The sequence below is a fragment of the Sphingomonas sp. PL-96 genome, from assembly GCF_020707215.1.
GTDB lineage: Bacteria > Pseudomonadota > Alphaproteobacteria > Sphingomonadales > Sphingomonadaceae > Sphingomonas.
Map to the genome: position 1 here is coordinate 356,688 of NZ_JAJFET010000002.1, position 21,919 is coordinate 378,606.

The 21,919-nt window shown below is 68.1% G+C and carries 22 protein-coding genes; 10 read left to right on the plus strand and 12 right to left on the minus strand.

The features are described from left to right. Window positions 1-3 precede the first annotated feature (3 nt). Entirely contained in the window at window positions 4-1,950 is a 1,947-nt protein-coding gene (locus tag LK533_RS07210) for a peptidylprolyl isomerase (RefSeq protein WP_229362099.1), read from the minus strand. A gap of 123 nt (window positions 1,951-2,073) precedes the next feature. Here LK533_RS07210 and tpiA point away from each other — a divergent pair, with 123 nt between their 5' ends. After that, on the plus strand, window positions 2,074-2,820 hold the full coding sequence (gene tpiA, locus LK533_RS07215) for a triose-phosphate isomerase (protein WP_229362100.1): 747 nt from the start codon (window positions 2,074-2,076) through the stop codon (window positions 2,818-2,820). Window positions 2,821-2,865: 45 nt separating this feature from the next. Here the strand turns inward: tpiA and LK533_RS07220 are convergent, their stop codons facing one another. The 3 genes from LK533_RS07220 to LK533_RS07230 form a co-directional block, all read right to left on the minus strand. Beyond that, entirely contained in the window at window positions 2,866-4,389 is a 1,524-nt protein-coding gene (locus LK533_RS07220; RefSeq protein ID WP_229362101.1) for an aminotransferase class I/II-fold pyridoxal phosphate-dependent enzyme, read from the minus strand. 140 nt (window positions 4,390-4,529) lie between these two features. Next, the gene (locus LK533_RS07225) at window positions 4,530-5,561 is read right to left on the minus strand and encodes a choice-of-anchor A family protein (protein WP_229362102.1); all 1,032 of its coding nucleotides are present in this window, start codon (window positions 5,559-5,561) and stop codon (window positions 4,530-4,532) included. Between the two features lie 80 nt (window positions 5,562-5,641). Next, entirely contained in the window at window positions 5,642-7,036 is a 1,395-nt protein-coding gene (locus LK533_RS07230; RefSeq protein WP_229362103.1) for a leucyl aminopeptidase family protein, read from the minus strand. 267 nt (window positions 7,037-7,303) lie between these two features. On the opposite strand from LK533_RS07230, the gene LK533_RS07235 reads away from it, so the two are divergent. From LK533_RS07235 to LK533_RS07245, 3 genes are read left to right on the plus strand one after another with little or no spacing between them, the layout of a single operon-like run. Further along, window positions 7,304-8,776 carry a GMC oxidoreductase gene (locus LK533_RS07235; RefSeq protein ID WP_229362104.1) on the plus strand — a complete coding sequence of 491 codons (1,473 nt, stop codon included), beginning with the start codon at window positions 7,304-7,306 and terminating at the stop codon, window positions 8,774-8,776. Beyond that, window positions 8,773-9,123 (plus strand): hypothetical protein, encoded by a 351-nt coding sequence (locus LK533_RS07240; protein WP_229362105.1) that lies wholly within the window; start codon window positions 8,773-8,775, stop codon window positions 9,121-9,123. The genes LK533_RS07235 and LK533_RS07240 overlap by 4 nt, the downstream gene beginning before the upstream one ends. Then, window positions 9,120-9,497: a c-type cytochrome gene (locus tag LK533_RS07245; RefSeq protein WP_229362106.1), complete on the plus strand. Its 378-nt coding sequence runs from the start codon at window positions 9,120-9,122 to the stop codon at window positions 9,495-9,497. Before LK533_RS07240 ends, LK533_RS07245 begins: the two co-directional genes overlap by 4 nt. Window positions 9,498-10,260: 763 nt before the next feature. On the opposite strand, the gene rimO is transcribed toward LK533_RS07245, so the two are convergent. The 5 genes from rimO to serS all read right to left on the minus strand — a co-directional run bounded on the left by rimO (window position 10,261) and on the right by serS (window position 15,467). Then, entirely contained in the window at window positions 10,261-11,610 is a 1,350-nt protein-coding gene (rimO, locus tag LK533_RS07250) for a 30S ribosomal protein S12 methylthiotransferase RimO (RefSeq protein ID WP_229362107.1), read from the minus strand. A gap of 63 nt (window positions 11,611-11,673) precedes the next feature. Then, window positions 11,674-12,030, minus strand: coding sequence for a DMT family protein (locus LK533_RS07255; protein ID WP_229362108.1), 357 nt, complete (start codon window positions 12,028-12,030; stop codon window positions 11,674-11,676). Continuing rightward, window positions 12,030-13,076, minus strand: a complete 1,047-nt coding sequence (locus tag LK533_RS07260; RefSeq protein WP_229362109.1) for a potassium channel family protein — start codon at window positions 13,074-13,076, stop codon at window positions 12,030-12,032. Before LK533_RS07260 ends, LK533_RS07255 begins: the two co-directional genes overlap by 1 nt. Then, complete coding sequence (locus tag LK533_RS07265; RefSeq protein ID WP_229362110.1) at window positions 13,073-14,146, minus strand: peptidoglycan DD-metalloendopeptidase family protein; 1,074 nt, start codon at window positions 14,144-14,146, stop codon at window positions 13,073-13,075. The genes LK533_RS07260 and LK533_RS07265 overlap by 4 nt, the downstream gene beginning before the upstream one ends. A 40-nt stretch (window positions 14,147-14,186) precedes the next feature. Then, window positions 14,187-15,467: a serine--tRNA ligase gene (gene serS, locus LK533_RS07270; protein ID WP_229362111.1), complete on the minus strand. Its 1,281-nt coding sequence runs from the start codon at window positions 15,465-15,467 to the stop codon at window positions 14,187-14,189. Window positions 15,468-15,578: 111 nt separating this feature from the next. Here serS and LK533_RS07275 point away from each other — a divergent pair, with 111 nt between their 5' ends. From LK533_RS07275 to LK533_RS07290, 4 genes are all read left to right on the plus strand, one after another. After that, entirely contained in the window at window positions 15,579-16,088 is a 510-nt protein-coding gene (locus LK533_RS07275) for a host attachment family protein (RefSeq protein ID WP_229362112.1), read from the plus strand. Window positions 16,089-16,297: 209 nt separating this feature from the next. Further along, window positions 16,298-16,804 (plus strand): hypothetical protein, encoded by a 507-nt coding sequence (locus LK533_RS07280; protein WP_229362113.1) that lies wholly within the window; start codon window positions 16,298-16,300, stop codon window positions 16,802-16,804. 659 nt (window positions 16,805-17,463) lie between these two features. Beyond that, the gene (gene dksA / locus LK533_RS07285) at window positions 17,464-17,931 is read left to right on the plus strand and encodes an RNA polymerase-binding protein DksA (protein ID WP_229362114.1); all 468 of its coding nucleotides are present in this window, start codon (window positions 17,464-17,466) and stop codon (window positions 17,929-17,931) included. 109 nt (window positions 17,932-18,040) lie between these two features. Continuing rightward, window positions 18,041-18,361, plus strand: a complete 321-nt coding sequence (locus tag LK533_RS07290; RefSeq protein WP_229362115.1) for a PilZ domain-containing protein — start codon at window positions 18,041-18,043, stop codon at window positions 18,359-18,361. Between the two features lie 99 nt (window positions 18,362-18,460). On the opposite strand, the gene LK533_RS07295 is transcribed toward LK533_RS07290, so the two are convergent. After that, window positions 18,461-18,616, minus strand: coding sequence for a YdcH family protein (locus LK533_RS07295; protein WP_229362116.1), 156 nt, complete (start codon window positions 18,614-18,616; stop codon window positions 18,461-18,463). A gap of 150 nt (window positions 18,617-18,766) precedes the next feature. On the opposite strand from LK533_RS07295, the gene LK533_RS07300 reads away from it, so the two are divergent. Both LK533_RS07300 and LK533_RS07305 read left to right on the plus strand, forming a co-directional pair. Beyond that, window positions 18,767-18,964, plus strand: a complete 198-nt coding sequence (locus tag LK533_RS07300) for a YdcH family protein (protein WP_229362117.1) — start codon at window positions 18,767-18,769, stop codon at window positions 18,962-18,964. Window positions 18,965-19,039: 75 nt separating this feature from the next. Continuing rightward, a complete protein-coding gene (locus LK533_RS07305; RefSeq protein ID WP_229362118.1) occupies window positions 19,040-19,492 on the plus strand; it encodes a DUF1465 family protein in 453 nt (150 codons plus the stop codon). Between the two features lie 7 nt (window positions 19,493-19,499). On the opposite strand, the gene LK533_RS07310 is transcribed toward LK533_RS07305, so the two are convergent. Then, a complete protein-coding gene (locus LK533_RS07310) occupies window positions 19,500-20,852 on the minus strand; it encodes an Nramp family divalent metal transporter (RefSeq protein WP_229362119.1) in 1,353 nt (450 codons plus the stop codon). 41 nt (window positions 20,853-20,893) lie between these two features. Then, a complete protein-coding gene (locus tag LK533_RS07315; protein WP_229362120.1) occupies window positions 20,894-21,919 on the minus strand; it encodes a ferritin-like domain-containing protein in 1,026 nt (341 codons plus the stop codon).

Consider the following 21,919-nt stretch of genomic DNA (forward strand, 5'->3'; position numbering starts at 1 on the left):
CCGTCAGTTCGCCGCTGCGCTGCCCTGGGGCGCCAGCGTCGTGCGGACGCGGGCGACGGCCGCGTCGTTCTTGGTCACGCCGACGCTGCGGCGAACCGCCTCGGCAAACTGCTCGGCATATTCCTGGCCGACTATCTGGCTGAGCCCGGCGCGCGCGGAGGAGACCGCCCGCTTGTCGCCGCTGGCGTCGCCCGGCGTGATGCTGTCGAGATAGACCACGAACCAGCCGCCATTGTTGGGCGCGGCGATCAGTCGTGCCTTCTTCGGCGCCATCGCGAACATCAGCTCGACCGGCGGGGGCACCTGACCCTGCTGGGCGGCAAGCTGCGCGCGCGTGGCGGCGAGCGGCGTCGGCGCCGGGACCTTGAGCCCGGAGGCGGAAACCGCCTGCGCGAGCGGCGTGCCGCCGTTCACCTTGGCCAGGATCGCCGCCGCTGCCTTGCGCGCCGCCTGCTGGCCGCGCTCGGCCAGGAACGCCTTCTGGACGTCCTCGCGGACCTGCGCGAGCGGGCGGGGGGCGGCCGGCATCACCCGGTCGACGCCGACGACGGCGAAGCTGCCGTCTTCCTCGGTCTGCACGATCTGCGGGGCGTCGCCCTGTTCGGCGGCAAAGCCCGCCTCGACCACGCGCGCCAGCGCCGGATCGGCCGGGGTGTTCGGCTGGTCGGGGCTGGTGCCCGCCTTGGTAACGGCCGCGGTGCTCTGCGCGGCGAGCTTCGCCTCGCTCACGACCTCGGCAAAGGTCGCGCCGTCGTTGATCGCGCCGTCGATGCGCTCCTGGGCCGCATTGAGCGCGCTTGCCGCCTTGCTGCGGCTGAGCTCGGCGACGAGCTCCGGGCGGGCCTGTTCCAGCGTCTTGCCCGGGATCTGCGTGACCTTTTCGACGCGCAGCACATGCCAGCCGAGCGGCGAGCGCACCGGGCCGATCACCGCGCCTTCGCCTGCGGCAAAGGCCGCGTCGGCGATCGCCTGGTTGGTCTGTGCAACCAGCCCGGCCTTGTTCTGGTCGCTGAAGTTCGATGCCTCCAGCCCGGCCGCGCGGGCGGCCGCGTCGATGGCGGTGCCGCCCTTCACCCTGGCGGCGAGCTGGTTGGCGGCGTTCTGGTCGGCGAGCACCACCTGGCGCACGGTGCGGCGCTGGCTCGCAGCAAAGCGGCTGCCGGCGGCGCGATAGGCCTGGGCGATCTCCGCGTCGGTCGGTGCTGCCGACGCGGCAACGCTGTTTGCGCTCACCAGCGCATAGCGGATCACCCGGCGTTCCGGCACCGTGTAGCGGGCGCGGTTCCGGGTGTAGAAGGCGGTCAGCTCGGCGTCGGTGGGCGGGTTGCCCTGTGGCACCGCGGCAGTCGGGATCAGCGCGATCTGGCCCGCGCGCTTTTCCAGCAGCAGCGAGGCATAGGGCACCGCGATCTGCTCGGGCAGCTGGCTGGCACCGATCGTCGGGCTGATCAGCCAGTTGGACAGCATGTCGCGGCCGATCGCCTCGCGCAGACCCGCTGGCGTCATGCCCCGCTGGGCGATCGCGCGCTCGAACGTCGCCTGGTCGAACTTGCCGGTGAAGCCCTGGAACGCGGGGATGCTCGCGATCTGGCCGTCGACCAGCTTGGAGTTCACCGCCATGCCGGCTTTCTGGGCGTACTGCTCCAGCGCTATCGAGGTGACCAGCTGCTGGAGGACGTTCTCCACGCCGCCCGCGGCGACCAGCTGGGCGATGTCGACGTTGGGGTTGCGCTGGCGGGTCGCCTCCAGCTGCTGCTGTACCTGCTTGGTGAGCTCGGCATCGTGCACCGCGGTGCCGCCGACCTTGGCGACCACGTCGCTCGACGCGCCGCCCGACCGCAGGCCGCTGATGTCGCCTGCGGCAAAGGCCAGCGCGATCACCACCAGAAAGGCGAGCGCGACGACCTTGCCGATGGTCGAGTTGAGAAGACGCCGGACGTTTGCGAGCATCGAGAAGCCACCGATCCTGTCGGAAAAGAAGAACGGGTCGCTTTAGGGCGCACGCCTCGCGGCTTCAAGCTTGTGCCGGGCGTAGGGGTTGGTATCGCCTGGTGTGGACAAAGGAGACAGGGCGTGACGCGACGCAAGCTGGTGGCGGGCAACTGGAAGATGCATGGGATGCGCGCCCAGTTGAAGGAGATCGCCGCAATAGAGGCAGCCGCAGCGAACCATCCGAACGTGGACGTCGCGCTGTGCGTGCCCGCGACGCTGATCGCCGCTGCGGTCGAACATGCCGGAAACGTGCGCATCGGTGCCCAGGACGTGCATGAGAACGAGCATGGCGCGCACACAGGGTGCGTCTCGGCCGCGATGCTGGTCGAGGTGGGGGCGCAGACGGTGATCGTCGGCCATTCGGAGCGCCGGTCCGACCAGAACGAAACCAGCCACGATGCCTGGGCCAAGGCCGCGGCTGCCCGGCGCAAGGGGTTGGAGGTAATCCTGTGCGTCGGCGAGACCGAGGCCGAGCGCAACGCCGGCCGTGCCGAGCGGGTCGTGCAGGCGCAGATCGAAAAGTCGGTGCCAGAGGATGCCGACGGTGACTGGTTCACCCTGTCCTATGAACCGCGCTGGGCGATCGGCACCGGCCGCACGCCGACGCCGGAAGAGATCGCCAGCATCCACGCCATTGCCCGCGCCAAACTCGGCATGATGGTGGGCGACGCCGCCGAGCGCATCCGCATCCTCTATGGCGGATCGGTCACCGGCGCGAACGCCGCCGCGATCCTGGCGGTGGAGAATGTCGACGGCGCGCTGGTCGGCGGCGCCAGCCTGACGGCGGAGAAGTTCGTGCCGATCATCGAGGCGGCGGCGGCGGCTTAACGGGCTCCCTCCGGGCGCGCTTGGCACCCCGGGAGGATCGCAAGCTTACCCCGTCTCGCGCACGACGCGAATCGTGTGGAGATCCTGGTCGCTGGGATCGTAGGGGAAGACCCCCAGCTTCATGGACTCCTGCACATATTTTAGCTGGGGGCCGGAGATGCGCTCGCCGGAAAAGATCCGCGGGATGCCGGGCGGATAGGGGGACACCATCTCGGCAGCGATACGCCCTTCCGCCTCGGTCAGCCTGATGCGTTCGGTCTGGGCGAAGAACGCCTCCGACGGCGTCATCACGAGTTCGGACTTGAGCTCGCTCAGGTGGGGCAGGCGGCCGTCATACCCCTTCTTGTCGTCCGCTCCGTTTCGCGCCCAGTTGGCCAGGTCCTCGAACGCGGCGAGCATCTTCTGCGTGGAGCGCTTGTCGGTACCGACTGTAAAGATCAGCAACATGCGCCGCTCGTCCGACAAGCCGACCGTCATCTTCTTGTTGCGGATCAGCCAGTCCTCCGCCTCATAGCCGTTTACGCCAAGTCCGGAGATGTCGATCAGCACCTTTGTCTCGTCGAGCGCGTGCGCGGCATCGCCGTCGAGGACGTCGGTTCCCATGACTTCGATGCCGTCGATCGCGGCCAGCTTCTCTCTCGCGTGCCGTGCCAGGTCGAGCGTTTTCTGCACCAGCTTCTGGCCTTCCTGCGCAAACTGGCGCCGGGTCGCATCGATGCTCGCCAGGATCAGCGAGGACGGGCTGGTGGTGAGGTGGAGGTCGTAGGCGAGGTTGAACCGGTCCTCGGGGATGAGGTCGCTCTTGCGGAGCATGACCGAGGCCTGCTCCAAGCCCGCCATCGTCTTGTGGATGCTCATCACCGAGATGTCGGCGCCGAGGCGGATCGACGGGATCGGCATGTCGGGGTGAAAGGCAAAGTGCGGGCCCCAGGCTTCGTCCACCACAAGGGGGATGCCGCGCTTGTGGCACAGGGCCGCCATTCCAGCGACATCCGGCACGACGCCGAAATAGGTAGGGCTGACGATGAAGACGGCCTTGGTCCCGGGATGCGCTTCGAGCTTTGCGGACAGTTCCGTCAGCGGCTGCCCATGGTCGATGTCCCATTGATCGTCGTAGCGCGGTTCCAGAAACACGGGCTTCACGTTCGCCAGGAGGAGCGCACCGATCAGGGACTTGTGACTGTTGCGGGACACCAGCACCGTGTCGCCCGGATTGGCCGCGGCGCGCACGGCCACCTGGTTCGACAGCGTCGATCCGGCGGTCGAGAAAAAGCAGCTGTCCGCCCCCCAGAGTTCCGCCGCCAGCGCCTCGGCACGATGGCTGATCCGCTTGCGCTCCCCGCGGTCGTCCAGTCCCTTTAGTGGCGTGCAGTCGGCCTTGAAGGCCTTCGAGCCGACCAGCCTTGTGATGGCGCGGGGTGCGCCGCGACCGGCGTGATGCCCGGGCATCTCGAACGAGATCGGGCTTGCGCGCATAAAGGTCTGCAGCGCTTCTAGGATCGGTGCCCTGTCCTGAGTGTCGGGCCCGTCGGGCAACTCCGAACGCTCGCCGACAACTCTGTCCACCATCTTCATGCAACCACTCCGGTTGGGAAGCGGCTTCAACCGGGCGGGTTCTCGAAAGTTTCCCGTGTTTTTTCAAAGGCAAACATAGGTTGCGACGATCGCGCGGCGGCACGGGAAGCCGCCCGGTCCGCCGCCACTCCGCCTCAGGCGGCGACACCCCGCCGCCGGCGCAGCAGCAGCGCCACGAGGCCCAGCCCCGCGAGCATCAGTGCCCAGGTGCCGGGCTCCGGCACGGGCTTGGGGCCGCTCGGGTCCGTCGGGGTGCTGGGCGTGTAGCCGCCGGTGTAGGTGCCCAGATGGAACTCGCCGTTCTGCACCAGGCTGCCGAACACGGCCGAGCCCTGAATGTAGTTGCCGGTCGTGGCGGCCGCGCCCGGTGCCAGCACCGATCCGCCCCAGGCGGTGGAGAGCGAAAGGCTCGTCGCGTCCGCGAAGTTCCAGATCACATGCTCGCCCAGTCCCTGGGTGCCGCCCAGGAAATTGTCGTTCAGCACGATGTTGGTGCCGCTGACGTTGACGATCGCGGTGTCGGCACCATTCAGGTTGAACTGGATCTCGCCAATGCGGTTGAGGTCCTCGCTGGTGAGGTTGAACACCGCCACGCCTGAGGCATCGGGCGTCGCGTTGAACGTCGCGCGGTTGCCCGAAACGGTGACGGTGCTGTTCGATGCCAGCTTGGTCATGCCTTGCGACAGGTCGGTCATGCCGCTCGACAACAGGCTTTTCTGCTGCTGCAGCGCCTCGGTGAAGCCGGGCGTGGAGGCCAGCCCTGCATTGACCGTGTTCTGGTTGACGTTGGTGTTGGCGATCGTGCCGCCGACCTGCACCGTCTGGGCAGCGCCGTTCAGATTGAACCCGCTGGTGACGTTGCCGCCGACCACCGCGCCCGACGCGTTGTTGAGGTTCTTGGCCCCGCCGAGCACGTCGCCCACCACCGTCAGGCCCGGCGTGTCATAGGAAGACGCCGGGGGAGTCTTGATCTGGTAGTTGGACGAATTGCCGTCGAGGTTGCCGCCCACAAATGTCCGGCCCTCCACCTCGGAACTGGAGGTGAGGTCCCCCAGCACGATGAGGTTCCATTCCTTGAGCGCGTCCACGCCCACGACCGGCGAGGCCATGGCGGGAAGGGCGAGGACCAGGGCCGACACAGCGGACGCAAGCAAGGGCTTCTTCATGAAGCGAGGCTTAACCGCTCGAACCCCGGCTCACACGGAAAGAATTCGTTAACCCTGTCCCATAATGTGGCGGTTCCGGCTCACCGCACGGGGTACCGCTTGCGCAGCAGCGCCCAGGCAGCGCGAAGGCCATAGGCGTCGCCGCCTTTGGGACGGCCGGGCTTGGGCGACGGCCGCCAGGCAAAGGTGTCGAGGTGCGCCCAGGCGATCTCGGCCGGCACGAAGCGGCGCAGGAACAAGGCCGCGGTGATCGCCCCGGCAAAGCCACCCTCCGGCGCATTGACCATGTCGGCGACGCTCGACTTGAGCATGTCGTCATAGCCGTCCCACAGCGGCAGCCGCCACAGCGGGTCGCCCTCGGCCGTGCCACAGGCGAGGAGGTCGGCGGCCAGAGCCTCGTCATTGGCGAAGGTGGCGGGCAGGTCGGGTCCAAGTGCAACTCGAGCGGCACCGGTCAGCGTCGCAAAGTCGATCATCAGCTCCGGCTGCAACTCGGCGGCGCGGGTGAGCGCGTCGCCCAGGATCAGCCGCCCTTCGGCATCGGTGTTGGTGTTCTCGACCGTGACCCCCTTGCGCGTGCGCAGCACATCGCCGGGACGAAAGGCGTTGCCAGCAATGGCATTCTCGACCGCGGGCAACAGCAGGTGCAGCCGCACGGGCAGTCGCGATTCCATGACGAGCGTCGCCAGCGCGAGCGCATGCGCTGCCCCGCCCATGTCCTTCTTCATCAGCGCCATGCCGCTGCCGGGCTTGATGTTGAGCCCGCCCGTATCGAAGCACACGCCCTTGCCGACAATGGCGACCCGCGGGTGGGCGGGGTTGCCCCACTCCAACTCGATCAGCCGCGGCTCGCGCCCCGTCCCCGCGGCCTTTCCGACCGTGTGGATCATGGGGTAGCCGCGTTCCAGCTCCGCCCCCCTGGTCACCGCCAGCGTCGCGCCATGGCCACTGGCGAGGCGGCCTGCCTGCGCCTCCAGTTCGGCCGGGCCCAAGTCGCTGGCGCCGGTGTCGACGAGGTCGCGGACCAGCAGCGTCGCCGCGGCCTGGCGCACGAGGTCGTCGATCCGCGCAGGGTCGCCGGTCAGGAGGACGCGGGGGCCCTCGGCCGCATGGTCCTGACGGTAGCGGGTGAAGCGGTGCTGGGCGACGAGCCAGCCGAATGCCGCAGCACCCGGCTCGCCGCTCGCCAGGCGGTAGCTGCCGGCGGGCAGCACCTCCGCCAGCTTGGACAGGCACCAGGGGGAGAGTGTGTCCGCGTCCGCAACGATGCCGACCGCCGACCAGTCCTCGGCACCTTCGCCGGGCAGAATCGCGTGCGCAAACGGCGTCGCCCTCAACTTGTGCGCGGCGATCGCGGCGCGGTGGCGGGGCGGCTGCTGGGCGAGCCAGCTGTCAAAACCCGCGGCATCGACCAGGTGGAGGGTGCGGGCGGCCTGGCCGCGATCGGGCTGAAGCAGGGTAGAAAGATCGGACATGGAGGTGATCTAGGCGCCGCTACGGGTGAGCGAAAGGTCTTGCTCCGTTCCGGATTCGACGCCGGGCGTGCTGGTCTGTTCACGCTTTGAGCGCACGGATAGGCAGGCGGGGACGTCGGCAGCGGGTCGGCGGAGCAAGGGGAGGCTGGCCTGTTCGAGGACGCACGAAGGCTCGGGAACACACCGCTGGAGGCGGACCTCTGCATCATTGGTGCGGGGGCCGCCGGCCTGACCCTGGCCCGATCCTTCGCCGGCACAGAGGTCCGCGTGCTGCTGCTGGAAAGCGGGGGCGAGGGGATCGAGCGCGAGGTGGAGCAGCTGAATGCCAACGCCACCGTGACCGGGCTCGACTATCCGCTGCAGGCGTCGCGACTACGCTACATCGGCGGCACCACCAACCATTGGTCCGGCCACTGCTATCGATTCCTCGATCGGGATTTCGCACCCAGGCCCGGCATCGCGAACACCGGCTGGCCGATCGGCCTGGCCGACGTCGCCGGTTATCTGCCCGAGGCATCGAAGCGCGTGCTGTTTCGCGACGATCTGGTCGACTGGTCGCCGGAGCGCTGGCGTCATCGCCTCGGGACCAAAGGCTGGCCGCTTGATCCGGAGCTGTTCGAGACCCGGCTTACCTTTGTGGCGCCGATCAACCCGCAAACGGGCAACCGCACCTTTGCCCGCTACGCGCCGCCGGTCACCAAGGCACCCAACATCCGCTTCCTCCACCACGCCAATGTGACCGAGTTGGTAGGATCGGCGGAGGGCACGCGCATCGAGGAGGCGACGGTGCGCACGCTGGCGGGCACCGAGACCAGCGTGCGAGCCCGGCTGTTCGTGCTGGCGGCCGGCGGGGTCGAGAATGCGCGCGTGCTGCTCGCCTCCCGGCGTCCGTTCGCTACCGGGCTTGGCAACGGGCATGATCAGGTGGGGCGGTATTTCACCGACCACGTCGTGATCTATCAGGATTTTGCGCGCAATCCGGCGGTGGCGATGGACCGGCTGATGGCGTTCCAGGACTATCCGGACGGTACTCACACGGTCAGCCATTTCCTGCTCACCGACGCGGCCCTGCGTCGCGAGGGCATCGATGATGTCTTTCTGCGGGTGACGCCGGTTTATGACCCGCTCACTGCCGGCGGTGCCGCCGCCAAGGGCATTCAGGACAGCCTTGCGCAAGGGAGCGCCGGCAGCATCCGGGCGGAGGACCTTTCGACCGCCATCGGCCATCCGGTCGATACCGCCGGCTGGGCGGTCGACCGCGGCTATTGCCGGGCAGAACCGACCCTCTACCGCGTCGCCGCCCGGCTGGAACCACGGCCGGTCGCCGATAGCCGCGTGACCCTTACCGATCGACGCGATGCGGTGGGGATGCCGATCCTCAACCTGCATTGGACGCTGGCGGAGGAGGGCAAGCGCTCGCTCCACCGCAGCCTGCTGCTGTTCGGCCAGGAGGCGGGGCGTCGTGGTCTCGGTCGCCTGCGGTTGAGCTACGATCCCAAGGCATCCTGGCCGACGTTTCCGGAACTCGACATCGGCTATCACCACACCGGCACCACCCGGATGAGCGCGGACCCGCGTCAGGGCGTGGTCGACCGAAACTGCCGGGTGCACGGCGTCGGCAACGTCTATGTCGCCGGCAGCTCGGTGTTCCCGACTGCGGGAAGTGGGTCGCCGACGATGATGCTGACGGCGCTCGCCCTGCGCCTGGCCGACCACATCAAGCAGGAGCATTTCGCATGAAGCTTTCACGCCGCGGCTTTGCCGTCGGAGCCGGCGCGCTGCTCGTCGGGGGTGCCGTTTTGGCGGTGCCGCCGGTACGCCGCAGCTTGTGCGGGTCGCCGGAGCAACGCTATCGCGACACAGCAATGGCGGCGCTCGGCCGCGCCTGCGTGGGATGCGACCCTGCGCTCTCGCGGGACGCCGTCGCGGCCGAGTGGCGGGTGCTGGACCGACCGGAAGGGGAACGGCGGGCGACGCTGGCGCGCGCGGACTTCGCCAGCGGCCGAATGCGACAGCTGGATGGCTGGCTGCTCGCGCCGAGCGAGGTGCTGGCCTTTGCCGCGGCGTATCACGGGCTCGCCGCATGAAGCGCGGACCCGTGCTGAGCGTCCTGCTGTTGGTGCCGCTCGCAGGATGTGGCGGCGGAGAACCACGGGCGGCACTCCCGCAGCCAGCGGCCTTCGCGGCCTGCCTGACCTGTCATCGGACTGCATCGGGGGCCAACGCGCTGGGGCCCAGCCTCGCCGGGCTTGCCGATCGACGGGCCGGGAGCTTGCCCGGCTATCGCTACTCCCCGACGATGCAGCAGCTGGGTGGGCGTTGGAATGAGCCCCGGCTGACCGCGTTCCTGCTTAACCCGAACGGCACCGTGCCGGGCACCCGCATGGTCTTTGCCGGGCTGGAGAACCGCAAGCAGGCGGCGGAAGTGGCGCGCTACGTGCTCAGCCTGCCGGAAGAGTAAGGTCGCGGTGCAGGCGAGGGGGACATTCACGTACGCACCAGATCTGATGAACGCTGCCGTATCCCTGCGGAGGCAGGAATCCAGGACCAAGCAGAACAGCGCCTCGCGGAGCCTTGAACCTTGGTCACGCGCCTGCGGCAGGCGCTTGCGAAGCCATGCCGCCGTTTGTCACGTGACGACTGGGAGCAACCAGACACGCGGCGTCAGAGGCTGGAGGGGAGCGGTAATGAATCTCAACTGTCGCCGACCCCACGCGGAACGCGTTTGGCGTCTTCCCGCCGGGATCTGACGCAGGCGCGGATGCGGGTTCAGCAGAGCAACGCCCGTCTGCGCCCGGTACTCTGGGCCCCGCCGCCGCGGGAGCACGGCTGGAGCAAGGCGATGAGGCAGGATGCCTCTGCCCGCCGCTTTTTCGAAGGCAAACACCGTTCGGCTGCAGGAGGGAATGTCTGCGCTGTTCTGCAGGCGGTCAGTACGACAAGGACTTGAAAGGGAGGTGAAGGGCTTCAGGTCCACCATCATCCCAGGTGGGCCTCTAGCCTCGCGGAACCTTTGGGAGAGTCCCTGCTGTGCTCCCGCGAAGGCGGGAGCACAGGCACATCCTACGCTGCAAACCGTTGTTCTGCTTGGCCCCGGATTCCGCTCGCGCAGGGATACGGGACGATGCGAGGCGCCTTATGCGCAGGGTTCGCCCTCGCCACGGTGCCTCGGTTCAGCGGGTGCCGGACCTCTCCTGCCAGGCGCAGCCGCGGCCAGCCGCCGATCAGCGAGCGACCGGTACGCCGTAGAGGTCGTGCTCGTCCGCATCCTCGACCAGCACGGGGACGATGTCGCCCTGTGCCAGATGGCCGGAGTCGCGCAGGAACACTTCGCCGTCGATCCCCGGCGCATCGGCCTGCGAGCGGCCGGTGGCGCCGCCCTCCGGATCGACCTCGTCGATGATGACCGGAATGGTGCGGCCGACCTTTGCCTGGAGCTTGGCCGCCGAGATTGCCGCGGTCTTCTCCATCAAGCGGGTGTAGCGCTCTTCCTTCACTTCCTCCGGCACCGGGTCCGGAAGCGTGTTGGCAGCGGCGCCCTCGACCGGCTCGAACCGGAACGCGCCGACGCGGTCGAGCTGGGCCTCGTCCAGCCAGTCGAGAAGATACTGGAAATCCTCCTCCGTCTCGCCGGGGAAGCCGACGACGAAGGACGAGCGGATCGCGATGTCCGGGCAGACCGAACGCCAGCCGCGCAGCCGCTCGAGCACCTTGGCGTCGTTGGCCGGGCGCTTCATCGAACGCAGTACCTTGGGGCTGGCGTGCTGGAACGGGATGTCGAGGTAGGGGACGATCAGCCCCTGCGCCATCAGCGGGATGACGTGGTCGACATGCGGGTAGGGATAGACATAGTGCAGCCGCACCCAGACCGGCTGGTCGGGCGTGCCGAGCTTGCCGAGTTCGCGGGCAAGGTCGGTCATGTGCGGGCGCACTTCGGCGCCCTTCCACATGCGCGGCTGGTCGCGGATGTCGATGCCGTAGGCGGAGGTATCCTGGCTGATGACCAGCAGCTCGCGGGTGCCGGCGGCGACCAGCTTCTCCGCCTCGCGCAGGATCGCGTCGGGCCGGCGCGAGGCGAGGTCGCCGCGGATCGCCGGGATGATGCAGAAGGAGCAGCGGTGATTGCAGCCTTCGGAGATCTTCAGATAGCTGTAGTGGCGCGGCGTGAGCTTCAGCCCGGCTTCCGGCACCAGATCGACGAAGGGCGAGGGGATCGGCGGCGCCGCCTCGTGCACGGCCTCGACCACCGACTCATACTGGTGGGCGCCGGTGATCGCGAGGACGTTGGGGAAGCGGGCGCGGATGGCCGCGGCCTCGTCGCCCATGCAGCCGGTGACGATGACGCGACCGTTCTCGGCAATGGCCTCGCCAATCGCCTCCAGGCTCTCTTCCTTGGCGGAGTCGAGGAAGCCGCAGGTGTTGACGAGCACGACGTCCGCGCCGGCATAGTCCGGCGACAGGCCGTAGCCGTCGCTACGCAGCTTGGTGAGGATCCGTTCGCTGTCGACGAGGTTCTTCGGACAGCCGAGCGAGACCATTCCCACTTTCGGGGCTTCGGGGAGTCTGGTTGCCATGATCGCCGGGCCACATAGTGATTCCTCGCGAAAAAGATAGAGGCAGGAGGGGCTTGGGCGCGCTTAGGCGGTGGGCGCGCGGAACACGAACCAGGCGCCGAGCGCGATCAACGCAAAGCCGATCAGGTGATTCACCGTGATCTTCTGGCCCAGATAGAGCACGGAGAAGGCGCAGAAGATCGCCAGCGTGATCACCTCCTGCATCGCCTTCAGCTGCGCGGCCGAATAGACCTGCGCGCCGATGCGGTTGGCGGGCACGGCCAGGCAATATTCGAAAAAGGCGATGCCCCAGCTGCCCAGGATGATGAGCAGCATCGGCGCGCTGCGCACCTTCAGATGCCCGTACCAGGCGAACGTCATGAACAGGTTCGAGCAGACTAGCAGCAGGATCGGCAGCAGCCGGGTCGCCGCCTCCGGCATTACGACAGCGTCGGCTTGGCGTGGCTGGCGGCGTTGGCGACGATCTCGACGATCAGGTCCCCCGCCTCCAGGCGTCGGGCCTCGGGAGCGGCGAAGCTGAAGAAGCGATCCCCGCGATAGACGCGCACCCCAAGCCCGGTGGTGATCGCCGACAGCGGCCCGCCGATCTCGCTCGCCTGCACCGGGCGTTCGGACAGGGCGACCGGGCCGGCGATCGAGGCGAGGTCGATCATATATTCGGCCATGTGCGTGCCCCGGCACGAGCCCGCGAGCAGCAACCCGGCGAAGCTGACGGGATTGATGACGGAAGTGGCCCCGGCCGCACGCGCCGGAAACTCATTGTCCTCCGCCTTGACGATGACGCTGATTGGCAGCGCGGGCGCAAGGTGGCGCGCGGTGAGGGTGATCAGGATAGACGTGTCGTCGCGGCCGGCGGCGACGATCATCGTGCGCGCATTCGCAACCCGCACGTCCTGCAACACCGTGTCGCGGGTGGCGTCGCCTTGCAGCACCGTGCAGCCCAACGCCTCGGCCAGCTCCACATTGCCCTTGTCGCAATCGACCACGACGATCCGCTCCGGCTTCTCGCCGCGGGCGATCAGCTCGGCCACCGCCTCCGATCCGGTCTTGCCGAAACCGGCAACGATCACATGACCTGCCAGGTTCTTTTGAATACGTGCCATCAGCCATCGGTCCCAGGTGCGTCGCAGCACGAATTGATAGGTGGTGCCGATGAACAGCAACACCACGAACACGCGGATCGGCGTCACCACCAGCGCGTCGAACAACCGCGCGCGCTCCGACACCGGGGCGATGTCGCCATAGCCGGTGGTGGTGATCGAGATCATGGTGAAGTAGATGACGTCGAGGAAGCTGACCGCGCCATCATAATTGTCGCGCAGGCCCGTGCGGTCGAACCAGTGGACGCTGACCGCCAGGCCCAGCAGCGCGAGTACGGCGAGCACGCGCCACGCGATCTGCGCCCAGACCGGTGTCTGCGACGCCCGGCGCAGCGTGCGGGCGGTGGCGTCGCGGCGGCGCCTCATCGGCGGGGCAGCTTGGTCAGCGGGTCGACGGGCGCGCGGCCCTCACGAATTTCGAAGTGCAGCTGCGGGCGATCGGCGTAGCCGGTCTCTCCGGAGCTTGCGACCTGCTGGCCGCGCTTGACCGCCTGGCCGCGCTGGACCAGCAGCTCCTTCGCATTGCCATAGACGGTGGTGTAGCGATCGCCGTGCTTGAGGATCACCACCCCGCCAAGGCCAGGGACGCCAGTACCGGCATAGGCAACCACGCCGTCGGCCGCAGCGAGGACGGGGGTCCCGGTCGGCACCGCGATGTTGATGCCGTTGTTGCGCTCACCGCTTTCGCCGGCGCCGAAGCGTTTCACGAGGCTGCCGGTGACCGGCCACTGGAAGCGGCTGGTGAGGCGCGCCGGCGCCGCGACCGCAGCGCCGGGCGGCAGCACGCGTGAGGGCGACGCGGTGGCGCGGGCGGGCTTGTCCTCCGGCTCGATCGCCGGCTCGCCGCCGGTCAGGATGTCGTCGATGTCGAGGCGGAAGGCGGCGGCACGTTCGGCCACGCTCATGCTCGCTGTAGCGGCCCCGCCGGGGATCAGGATGCGCTGGCCGGTGCGCAGGATGAACGGCTCTTCCAGGCCGTTTGCGCTCACGATCTGCGACCAGGGAATGGCATAGGCGCGAGCGATGGCGATGCCGGTCTGCCCCTCCCGCACCAGGTGATAGCGACCGCCGGGGATGCTGAGCTTCTGCCCCGGATAGATGGTGAAGGGCGGGGCGAGGCCGTTGGCACGCGCGATCGCCTCTGATCCAGCGCCGGTCCGGTTGGCGATCGCCCGCAGCGTGTCGCCGCGTGCCACGACATGGGTGGCCTGCGCCACGGTGCGGGCGTCCGCGACGACGCGGTTGACCTCCCAGGCGGGCGGGGCGGTCGGGGGTGCCGTCACCCCTTCCGACTGGGGCTCCGCGCCGCGATCGTCCGGGGGACCGGCTACCTCATGCGAGGGAACGCGCTGCTGCCCGCCGCCGGGAATGCAGCCGGCGAGCAGGCCCAGCGCCACCAACGACAGGGTGCGGCAACACGCGCGCTGGCCGATCATGCTTCTCCCCCTCACGATCTGCGTCCCCCCCCTTAGCGTGTCAGCGCGTCGGCGCGAGCGTCTCCAACCCGCCGAGATAGGGCTGCAGCGCGTCCGGCACGCCGACGCTGCCGTCCGCGCGTTGGTAGTTCTCCAGCACCGCCACCAGCGTGCGGCCGACCGCAAGCCCCGAGCCATTAAGCGTGTGGACGAAGCGGGTCGCCTTTTCACCCTCGGGACGGAAGCGCGCGTTCATGCGGCGACCTTGAAAATCGGTACAGGTCGAGCAGCTGGAAATCTCGCGGTAGCGGTCCTGCCCCGGCAGCCAGACCTCCAGATCGTAGGTGCGCGCCGCCGAGAAGCCCATGTCGCCGGTGCACAGCTTCATGCGGCGGAACGCCAGGCCCAGGCGGGTCAGGATGTCTTCGGCCGCGGCCGTCATGCGCTCATGCTCGGCTTCGGACTGTTCGGGCGTGGTGATGGAGACCATCTCCGCCTTTTCGAACTGGTGCTGGCGGATGAAGCCGCGGGTGTCGCGACCGGCCGCGCCTGCTTCCGAGCGGAAGCAGGCTGTCAGTGCGGTGAAGCGCAGCGGCAGCTCGGTCTCGGACAGGATCTTGCCCGAGACGATGTTGGTCAGGCTGACTTCGGCGGTCGGGATCAGCCAGCGGCCGTCGGTGGTGCGGAACAGGTCCTCGGCGAATTTGGGCAATTGTCCGGTACCGAACATCGCCTCGTCGCGGACCAGAAGCGGCGGCACTACCTGTTCGAAGCCATGCACCTCTGACAGCGTGTCGAGCATGAATTGGCCGAGCGCGCGGTGAAGGCGCGCAGCGCCGCCGCGGATCAGGGTGAAGCGCGCGCCGGAAAGCTCGGCACCGGTTTCGAAGTCCAGACCGATCGCCGGGCCGATCGCGTCATGCTCGCGCACTGCGAAGTCGAAGCTGGGGCGGGTGCCGCGTTCGTGGACCAGCGCATTGTCGTCCTCGTCCGCGCCCTCCGGCACGTCGGCGAGCGGCAGGTTCGGGATGATGGCGAGCCGGCCGGTGAGGTCTTCCCCTACGGTGCGCTCCTCCGCCTCCAGCGCGGGCATCCGCTCCTTGAGCAGCGCCACTTCCGCCATCAGTGCGGCGGCGGTTTCCTCGTCGCGCTTGGCCTTGGCCGCGCCGATCGCCTTGGACGCTTCGTTGCGGCGCGCCTGGCCCTGCTGCAACTCGGTCACCAGGGCGCGGCGACGCTCGTCCAGGGCCAGCAGCTCGGCCGAGGCCGCAGGCAGGCCTCGGCGGGCGAGCGCTGCGTCGAAGGCTGCGGGATCGTCGCGGATCAAACGGATGTCGTGCATGGAGGCGGCTATGGCTTGCGCGCCTGCACCGTGCAACCCGCAAGCTCGGCCGCGAAACCGGGGGGTCACCGGTGCGTTGGGTTGGGAACTGGAACAAGAGGAGACCCTTCCATGCAGATCCCCCACGACGCTTTCGTGCTGGTGGCCGACGGCCGCAAGATGCTGTTCCTGCGCAACGAGGGCGACGCGGCGCAGCCGAACCTGCAGGTAGAGGCCAAGGAAATCCACCCGAACCCCAAGGACAGCGACCAGAAGCGGGATGCTGCCGGCGGCGCTTCGTCCACCCAGACCGGCGCCAATGCGCCCGCGGTGGCGCAGGGCGGATCGATGCACGCCCAGGGCGGTGGCGCCCAGTTCGCGCCGTCGCGCGGCTCCTTTGAGGAGACCGACTTCCACCAGCTGGAGGAAGACCGCTTCGCTGCCGAGACCGCGGAGATGCTGCGCAAGCATGCGCTGGGCAACAAGTTCGAGTCGCTGATCGTGGTCGCACCGCCCCGCACCCTGGGTGAGCTGCGCAAACATTATCACAAGGAAGTGAGCAGCCGGCTGATCGGCGAGTTGGACAAGGACCTGACCGGGCATCCGGTCGATCAGATCGAGCAGCTGCTGCTGAACGCCTGACGCGCGGTAGCGAACACGACAAAAGGGCCGCGCGAGGCGATCGCGCGGCCCTTTTTGCTGAGCGTTGCCGGAGCGAAGCCTGTGCCCCGGGGCGTCAGCCCTTTGGTTTGCGGGCGAAGCGCCGGCGGGCCAACAGCGCTGCGGCGGCGCCCCCGAACAGCAGCAGCATCGGCGGTGCCGGCACCGGCGCGGGCGGTCCCGGAGGATAGGTGCCGCCCGAACTGCTGGAGGTGGACGACGAGCTCGACGTGGAGGAGGATGTCGAGGTCGACGACCCTCCGGTGGAGGTCGACGTCGACGAGCCACCCGTGCTGGTGGAGCTGGAGGAGCCGCCAGTAGAGGTCGAAGTCGAAGATCCGCCGGTCGAGGTCGAGGATCCGCCCGTCGAAGTCGAGGACCCGCCCGTCGAGGTGGAGGACCCGCCTGTGGACGTCGACGAGCCGCCGGTCGAGGTGGAAGATCCGCCCGTAGAGGATCCACCGGTGGACGTGGAGGATCCACCGGTGGAGGTCGAGCCCCCGCTCGAACTGGAACTGGTGGTCGAGGAAATAACGATGCCGCTCGACCCGCCGCCGCTGCCCCCGAAGAAGCCGCCGCCGCCGAAGAAACCGCCGCCGCTGCCGCCAAATCCGCCGCCGCTCGTGCCGCCGACCACGACCGGACCGCCGCTGCCGCCGCCCGACACCAGCGGAGCGTCGCCGCTCGACCCGACATAGGCCGGCGCGGGCGCCACGGGCTCGGGTGCACCGGCAACGGTCACGACCGGTGGCGGGCAGGCCTCGGTCACTACCGCCGGGTTGCGGAGCAGCCGCTTGCTGGGGCGGGGAACGCCACTGTACGCGACTCGCTTCTTTTCAACGAAGCGTTTGGTGATCCCGTAGCTTTGTGGGTTCTCGGCCACGTGCACGGCGCCTCCGCCCACCAGAGCGCCGCCGACGGCGCATGCGCAAAGTTTCGCCAAGGCCAACCGAACTGACATGATGCCACTCTTCTATATTATTGGCAGGAGTCGCGGTCCCCGGATGACGACCGCCGCACGCTCACACGCAGCCGGGCCAGCGCACCGTGACGAGCGTGACTCCGTTAACGCTTCTATAACCATCAGGACCCGCAGGAACATCCCTTTGCCGGTGATGGAGGGAGCCCTGTTCCGTTCTGGTACGGAACCCGGATAGGTCTGCGATGGCCGCGGTTCAGTGCGCGGCCAAGTTCTCGGCACCGCTGCAACAGAATATCCCCGCCTTCAGATAGGGAAATCCCGGGTTTTACAGTGCTTGTGGCGCTTGTGATGACGTACCCTTGCCAGTATAGGCGCGGCAGCAACAGGCGGTCCCCGCCAGTACGTTCGGGTGGGAGACCGGGGTGGAGAGTGGGGATGGCAAGTGTATTCGATTTGACCGGGCAGTCTGACACACCGCCCGCGGCCGCGAATGATCAGTTGGCAGACGGCTATCGTCCGAGTGCGGACGAGCCGTTCATGAACCTGCGACAGCAGGCCTATTTCCGACAGAAACTGCTCGCGTGGAAGGATGCGATTCACCGCGAGGCCCAGGGTACCCTTTCCCAGCTGCAGGTGGATTCGCTGCGGGAGGCGGACCTTACCGATCGCGCTTCGAGCGAGACCGACTGGTCGATCGAACTGCGCACTCGCGACCGCCAGCGCAAGCTCATCGCCAAGATTGACGCCGCACTGCGCCGGATCGAGGACGGCGAATATGGCTATTGCGAAGTAACCGGCGAACCGATCTCGCTTGGCCGGCTGGAGGCCCGCCCGATCGCGACCATGACCGTCGAGGCACAGGAGCGGCACGAGCGCCAGGAAAAGGTTTCGCGCGAGGAGTAGCGACATCCCGGCGCGGGGTTAACCCTTGCGTAAGGACTTGCTGGTTGAGGTCTGCCGAAGCCCCGTGTTCGGAGTAGATAGGATCAGCGAGATTTCTTCCCCCGATAGCTTGCGCAAACGGTCGCAGGACCGCGACAGCCTGCTGCTCACCGCCACCTTGCGGCGCGTCGGGCGGGGGGCCCCGGTGCCGGTGCGGATCCGCAACCTGTCGGCCGGCGGGCTGATGGCGGAGCACGGGCCGGTGCTGCCGGTCGGTGCCGAAGTCGAGATCGAATTGCGCAGCCTCGGCCTGGTCCGCGGCACGGTGGCATGGTCTGCCGAGGGCCGCGTCGGCATCGCCTTCGACGAGGAAATCGATCCCAAGGCGGTACGCAAGCCGGTGACGGTGCGCGCGCCTGGCGAGGAGAAGCCGCTCAAGCGCCCGCTCTGAACGCTCCCGGGCTTCGCCGACTGGGGTTCTGGTTCAAGACGCAGCGGCTTCTGCGTGGGCGGAGTAGGGCGCGGGCCGGATCGACCCGCGCCGCGGGGATCACTGGGCCGTGATCTCTTGCTTGAGCTGCAGCTTGCGCTTCTTGAGCGTCGCCAGCGTTTCCTGATCCGGGGAGGGGCGCCGCGACTCGGCGAGGATCTGGCTATCGAGCAGTGCGTGCTTGGCCTCAAGAGCGGCAAGATGGGCGGTCTGCATGGATGCAATCCTTTGCTGTTGGTGGGGGAGGGGTAGTTAGAACACTTGGCGCGTCACTTGTCTCCGGCACTTGCCGACGCTTTCGATGCGCCGTGCGGAAAGTGCAGACGGAGCGTTGCACCGTCCGGCCGCACAGGCAATGGTCCGCGCATGCAGGATCCCGAGATCATGAGCCAGCTGGAGCAACTGCGGGTCGAGCACCGCGACCTGGACGATGCCATTGCCGCCCTGTCGGCTCAGGCCAGACCCGATCAGATGCAGATCGCGCGGCTGAAACGCCGCAAGCTGCGCCTGCGCGACGAGATCGCGCTGCTGGAGGATCAGTTGATCCCCGACATCATCGCCTGAGGACGGTTCCAGACCGGGACGGCCACAGGATCTGCCCGGTTTCGTGACGTGGGTGCTTGTGGCATGCCGTGGTCCATGGACCGTTTCGCCCCGCCTCCTGCGCTCCACCACCGCCTGGTGGCGCCACTGCACGTCGAGGCGATGTTGCTGGCGGACGAGGCGAGGGCTTATTTCGACGCAGCCGGCAAGCACGAGCGCAGCTGCCTTGATCCGGTGGCGCGCGTCGCCTTTTCCTGCGAGTCGCTGAAGCTCACCACCCGATTGATGCACGTCATCGCCTGGCTGCTGACCCAGCGCGCGCGGGAGGCGGGGGAGCTGGAGGGTCGCACGCAGCCAGCTGCTAGCCTCGGCCCGGCGCAGGACACGGCGGACGCTGTGCTCGTGGAGCTGCCCGATGCGGCGCGCGTGCTCGTCGAGGCGAGCATCGACCTCTACCGCCGCGTTCAGCGGCTCGACGATGCGCAGGCTGCGGCCGCATCGAGCAGCCCGGCCCGGTTGATGCTCGACAGGCTATCGGCGCGCTTCTGAGCGGCGGCTAGAGCAGCCCTGACACCTGACCCAGCAGCACGCAGTTCAGGACGATCACCGCGGCACAAATGCTCCACGCAGCGACCTTCAGGATCGGGCCATTGGCGAAGCTGCCCATGCGCCGACGATCGCTGGTGATCTGCACAAGCGGATAGACGGCGAACGGCAGCTGCAGGCTGAGCACCACCTGGCTGGCGAGCAGCAGCTGCGCAGTGCCGCTCGCGCCATACCAGGTTGCCGCAGCGGCGGCCGGACCGATGGCGATCAGCCGCGTGACCATCCGCCGCAACCAGACCGGCATGCGCAGGTCCAGAAAGCCCTCCATCACGATCTGCCCGGCAAGCGTGCCGGTCAGCGTCGAGTTCTGCCCGGAGGCGAGCAGCGCCACGCCGAACAGGATGCTGGCAACGCCCGCGCCGAGCATCGGCGTCAGCAGCGCATAGGCGTCCTGGATCTCGGCCACGTCGGTGCGACCGGCGGTGTGAAAGGTGGCGGCCGCCAGCACCAGGATCGCGCCGTTGATGAACAGCGCCAGCATCAGCGCAACCGAGCTGTCGATGGTCGCGAGCTTCACCGCTTCGCGCCGCCCTTCCGGCGAACGGTCGAAGCGCCGGGTCTGTACGATGGAGGAGTGGAGGTAGAGGTTGTGGGGCATGACGGTCGCACCCAGGATGCCGATCGCCACATAGAGCATCGCGGGGTTGGTGAGAATTTCCGGGCGCGGGATGAGGCCTGTGGCGATGCCGGCGAGACTGGGCTGGGCCAGGAACAGCTCGACCGTGAAGCAGCCCGCGATGATGAGCAGCAGGGCGACGATGAACGCCTCCAACTTGCGAAAGCCATAGCGCTGGAGAAGCAGGATCAGCATCACGTCGACCGCGGTCAGGCAGACGCCTAGCGTCAGCGGAATACCGAACAGCAGCTGGAGCGCGATGGCGGTGCCGATCACCTCCGCCAGGTCGCACGCGATGATCGCAAGCTCGCACAACACCCACAGCATCCAGCGGACGGGCGGCGAATAGGCCTCCCGACACGCCTGGGCGAGATCGAGCTCGGTCACGATGCCGAGCTTGGCCGAGAGTGCCTGCAGCACCATCGCCATGAGGTTGGAGATCAGGATGACCGACAGCAGGGTGTAGCCGAACGCAGATCCACCCGCGAGGTCGGTCGCCCAGTTGCCGGGATCCATATAGCCGACCGCGACCAGATAGCCGGGGCCGGCAAAGGCGCCGAGCTTGCGCCAGAAACCGGCGGTGCCGGTGGGAACGCGGATACTGCGGTTCGCACCGGCCAGGCTCGGCCGGTGCGACGGAGCAACACCTCCAGCGATGGTTGACGAACTCGCCGGAGGTGGGGTCATGCAGTCCTCTTTTCTTGACGCCTGCCCACTGGAAGGCGAGGTCAGGTGGCGACGCTCGAGTTGACCACGCCGTTGACGCCATTGGGGAAGAAGCCGCCCTTGGTCGCAGCCGCGTTGGTCAGGTACGCGATGTTGAGCACCTGATACGGGCTACGAGCAAAGGCGATGCCGGTTCCGTCCGACGGCACGATGTTCGACGCGCCGTTCACCATCTTGACGCCCTGGTCGATATCGCCGCTGCCATCCAGCGTGTCGCGGGCGGTCGAGATCTTCTCGCTCGCCTCGACAAGGCTCGGCGTGTCGACACCCTTGCGGTACAACACAGTGCGGATCAGGCCCGCGTGATAGGCCTCCGCCGCCTGGATGCCGGCAGTCGCGTCGATGTAGCTGGTCGTCGCGAGATAGCCGATCGCGCCCTTGTATGCGGAGACGCCGACATCCTCGAACAGGAAGGCGGCGAGCAGGAAGTTCTCGTCGCTGGCGTAGGGATCGAAGGGCTGGCCCGTTTCGATCAAGCCGGCAGCCACTGCCGCGGCGGCAAAAGCGCCGGTGGCTGCCGGGCTCAGGTCGATCGCCGGCTGGGCGATCGCGGCCGTGCCGAGCGTCCGGCGCAGGAAGGCGACATGGCCCTGCTCGTCCGCCGCAATCTCGCGCGCGTAGCGCGCAACGAGCGGGTCGGTGAACGTGACCTGCCGGCCGCCGGTTGCCGCGCCAGCGGTGCCGGTGCCCGACAGCAGCCCTGCGGCCAATCCCGTACCGTTGGCCGCGAAGGAATAGAATTGCGCCTCGAGATATTCGAGGTTGAGCGCGAAGTTGAGGATGTCCGCCTCGGTCACCGTGATGGTGGCAGAGGGGGTCGGCGTCGGGGTCGGCGTCGGCGTGGCGGTCGCGGTCACCGTCACGGTGCCGCTGTCGTCGTCATCGTCGTCGCTGCCGCATGCCGACAACACCGCTGCACCGGCCGCGGCGATGCCGAAGCCGCTGGCGTAGCGGAAGAATTCGCGGCGCTCCGCCCGACGCTTGTCGGCGGCTTCGAGCACCTGCTGGAGAGAGTCCTGCTGATCCAT

Bases quoted from the DNA above. Each gene is read 5' to 3' on its own strand.
- LK533_RS07210 (WP_229362099.1), bottom strand. From the start codon at position 1,950: ATGCTCGCAAACGTCCGGCGTCTTCTCAACTCGACCATCGGCAAGGTC.
- LK533_RS07220 (WP_229362101.1), bottom strand. From the start codon at position 4,389: ATGGTGGACAGAGTTGTCGGCGAGCGTTCGGAGTTGCCCGACGGGCCC.
- LK533_RS07225 (WP_229362102.1), bottom strand. From the start codon at position 5,561: ATGAAGAAGCCCTTGCTTGCGTCCGCTGTGTCGGCCCTGGTCCTCGCC.
- LK533_RS07230 (WP_229362103.1), bottom strand. From the start codon at position 7,036: ATGTCCGATCTTTCTACCCTGCTTCAGCCCGATCGCGGCCAGGCCGCC.
- LK533_RS07240 (WP_229362105.1), top strand. From the start codon at position 8,773: ATGAAGCTTTCACGCCGCGGCTTTGCCGTCGGAGCCGGCGCGCTGCTC.
- LK533_RS07245 (WP_229362106.1), top strand. From the start codon at position 9,120: ATGAAGCGCGGACCCGTGCTGAGCGTCCTGCTGTTGGTGCCGCTCGCA.
- rimO (WP_229362107.1), bottom strand. From the start codon at position 11,610: ATGGCAACCAGACTCCCCGAAGCCCCGAAAGTGGGAATGGTCTCGCTC.
- LK533_RS07255 (WP_229362108.1), bottom strand. From the start codon at position 12,030: ATGCCGGAGGCGGCGACCCGGCTGCTGCCGATCCTGCTGCTAGTCTGC.
- LK533_RS07260 (WP_229362109.1), bottom strand. From the start codon at position 13,076: ATGAGGCGCCGCCGCGACGCCACCGCCCGCACGCTGCGCCGGGCGTCG.
- LK533_RS07265 (WP_229362110.1), bottom strand. From the start codon at position 14,146: ATGATCGGCCAGCGCGCGTGTTGCCGCACCCTGTCGTTGGTGGCGCTG.
- serS (WP_229362111.1), bottom strand. From the start codon at position 15,467: ATGCACGACATCCGTTTGATCCGCGACGATCCCGCAGCCTTCGACGCA.
- LK533_RS07275 (WP_229362112.1), top strand. From the start codon at position 15,579: ATGCAGATCCCCCACGACGCTTTCGTGCTGGTGGCCGACGGCCGCAAG.
- dksA (WP_229362114.1), top strand. From the start codon at position 17,464: ATGGCAAGTGTATTCGATTTGACCGGGCAGTCTGACACACCGCCCGCG.
- LK533_RS07295 (WP_229362116.1), bottom strand. From the start codon at position 18,616: ATGCAGACCGCCCATCTTGCCGCTCTTGAGGCCAAGCACGCACTGCTC.
- LK533_RS07300 (WP_229362117.1), top strand. From the start codon at position 18,767: ATGCAGGATCCCGAGATCATGAGCCAGCTGGAGCAACTGCGGGTCGAG.
- LK533_RS07305 (WP_229362118.1), top strand. From the start codon at position 19,040: ATGGACCGTTTCGCCCCGCCTCCTGCGCTCCACCACCGCCTGGTGGCG.
- LK533_RS07310 (WP_229362119.1), bottom strand. From the start codon at position 20,852: ATGACCCCACCTCCGGCGAGTTCGTCAACCATCGCTGGAGGTGTTGCT.
- LK533_RS07315 (WP_229362120.1), bottom strand. From the start codon at position 21,919: ATGGATCAGCAGGACTCTCTCCAGCAGGTGCTCGAAGCCGCCGACAAG.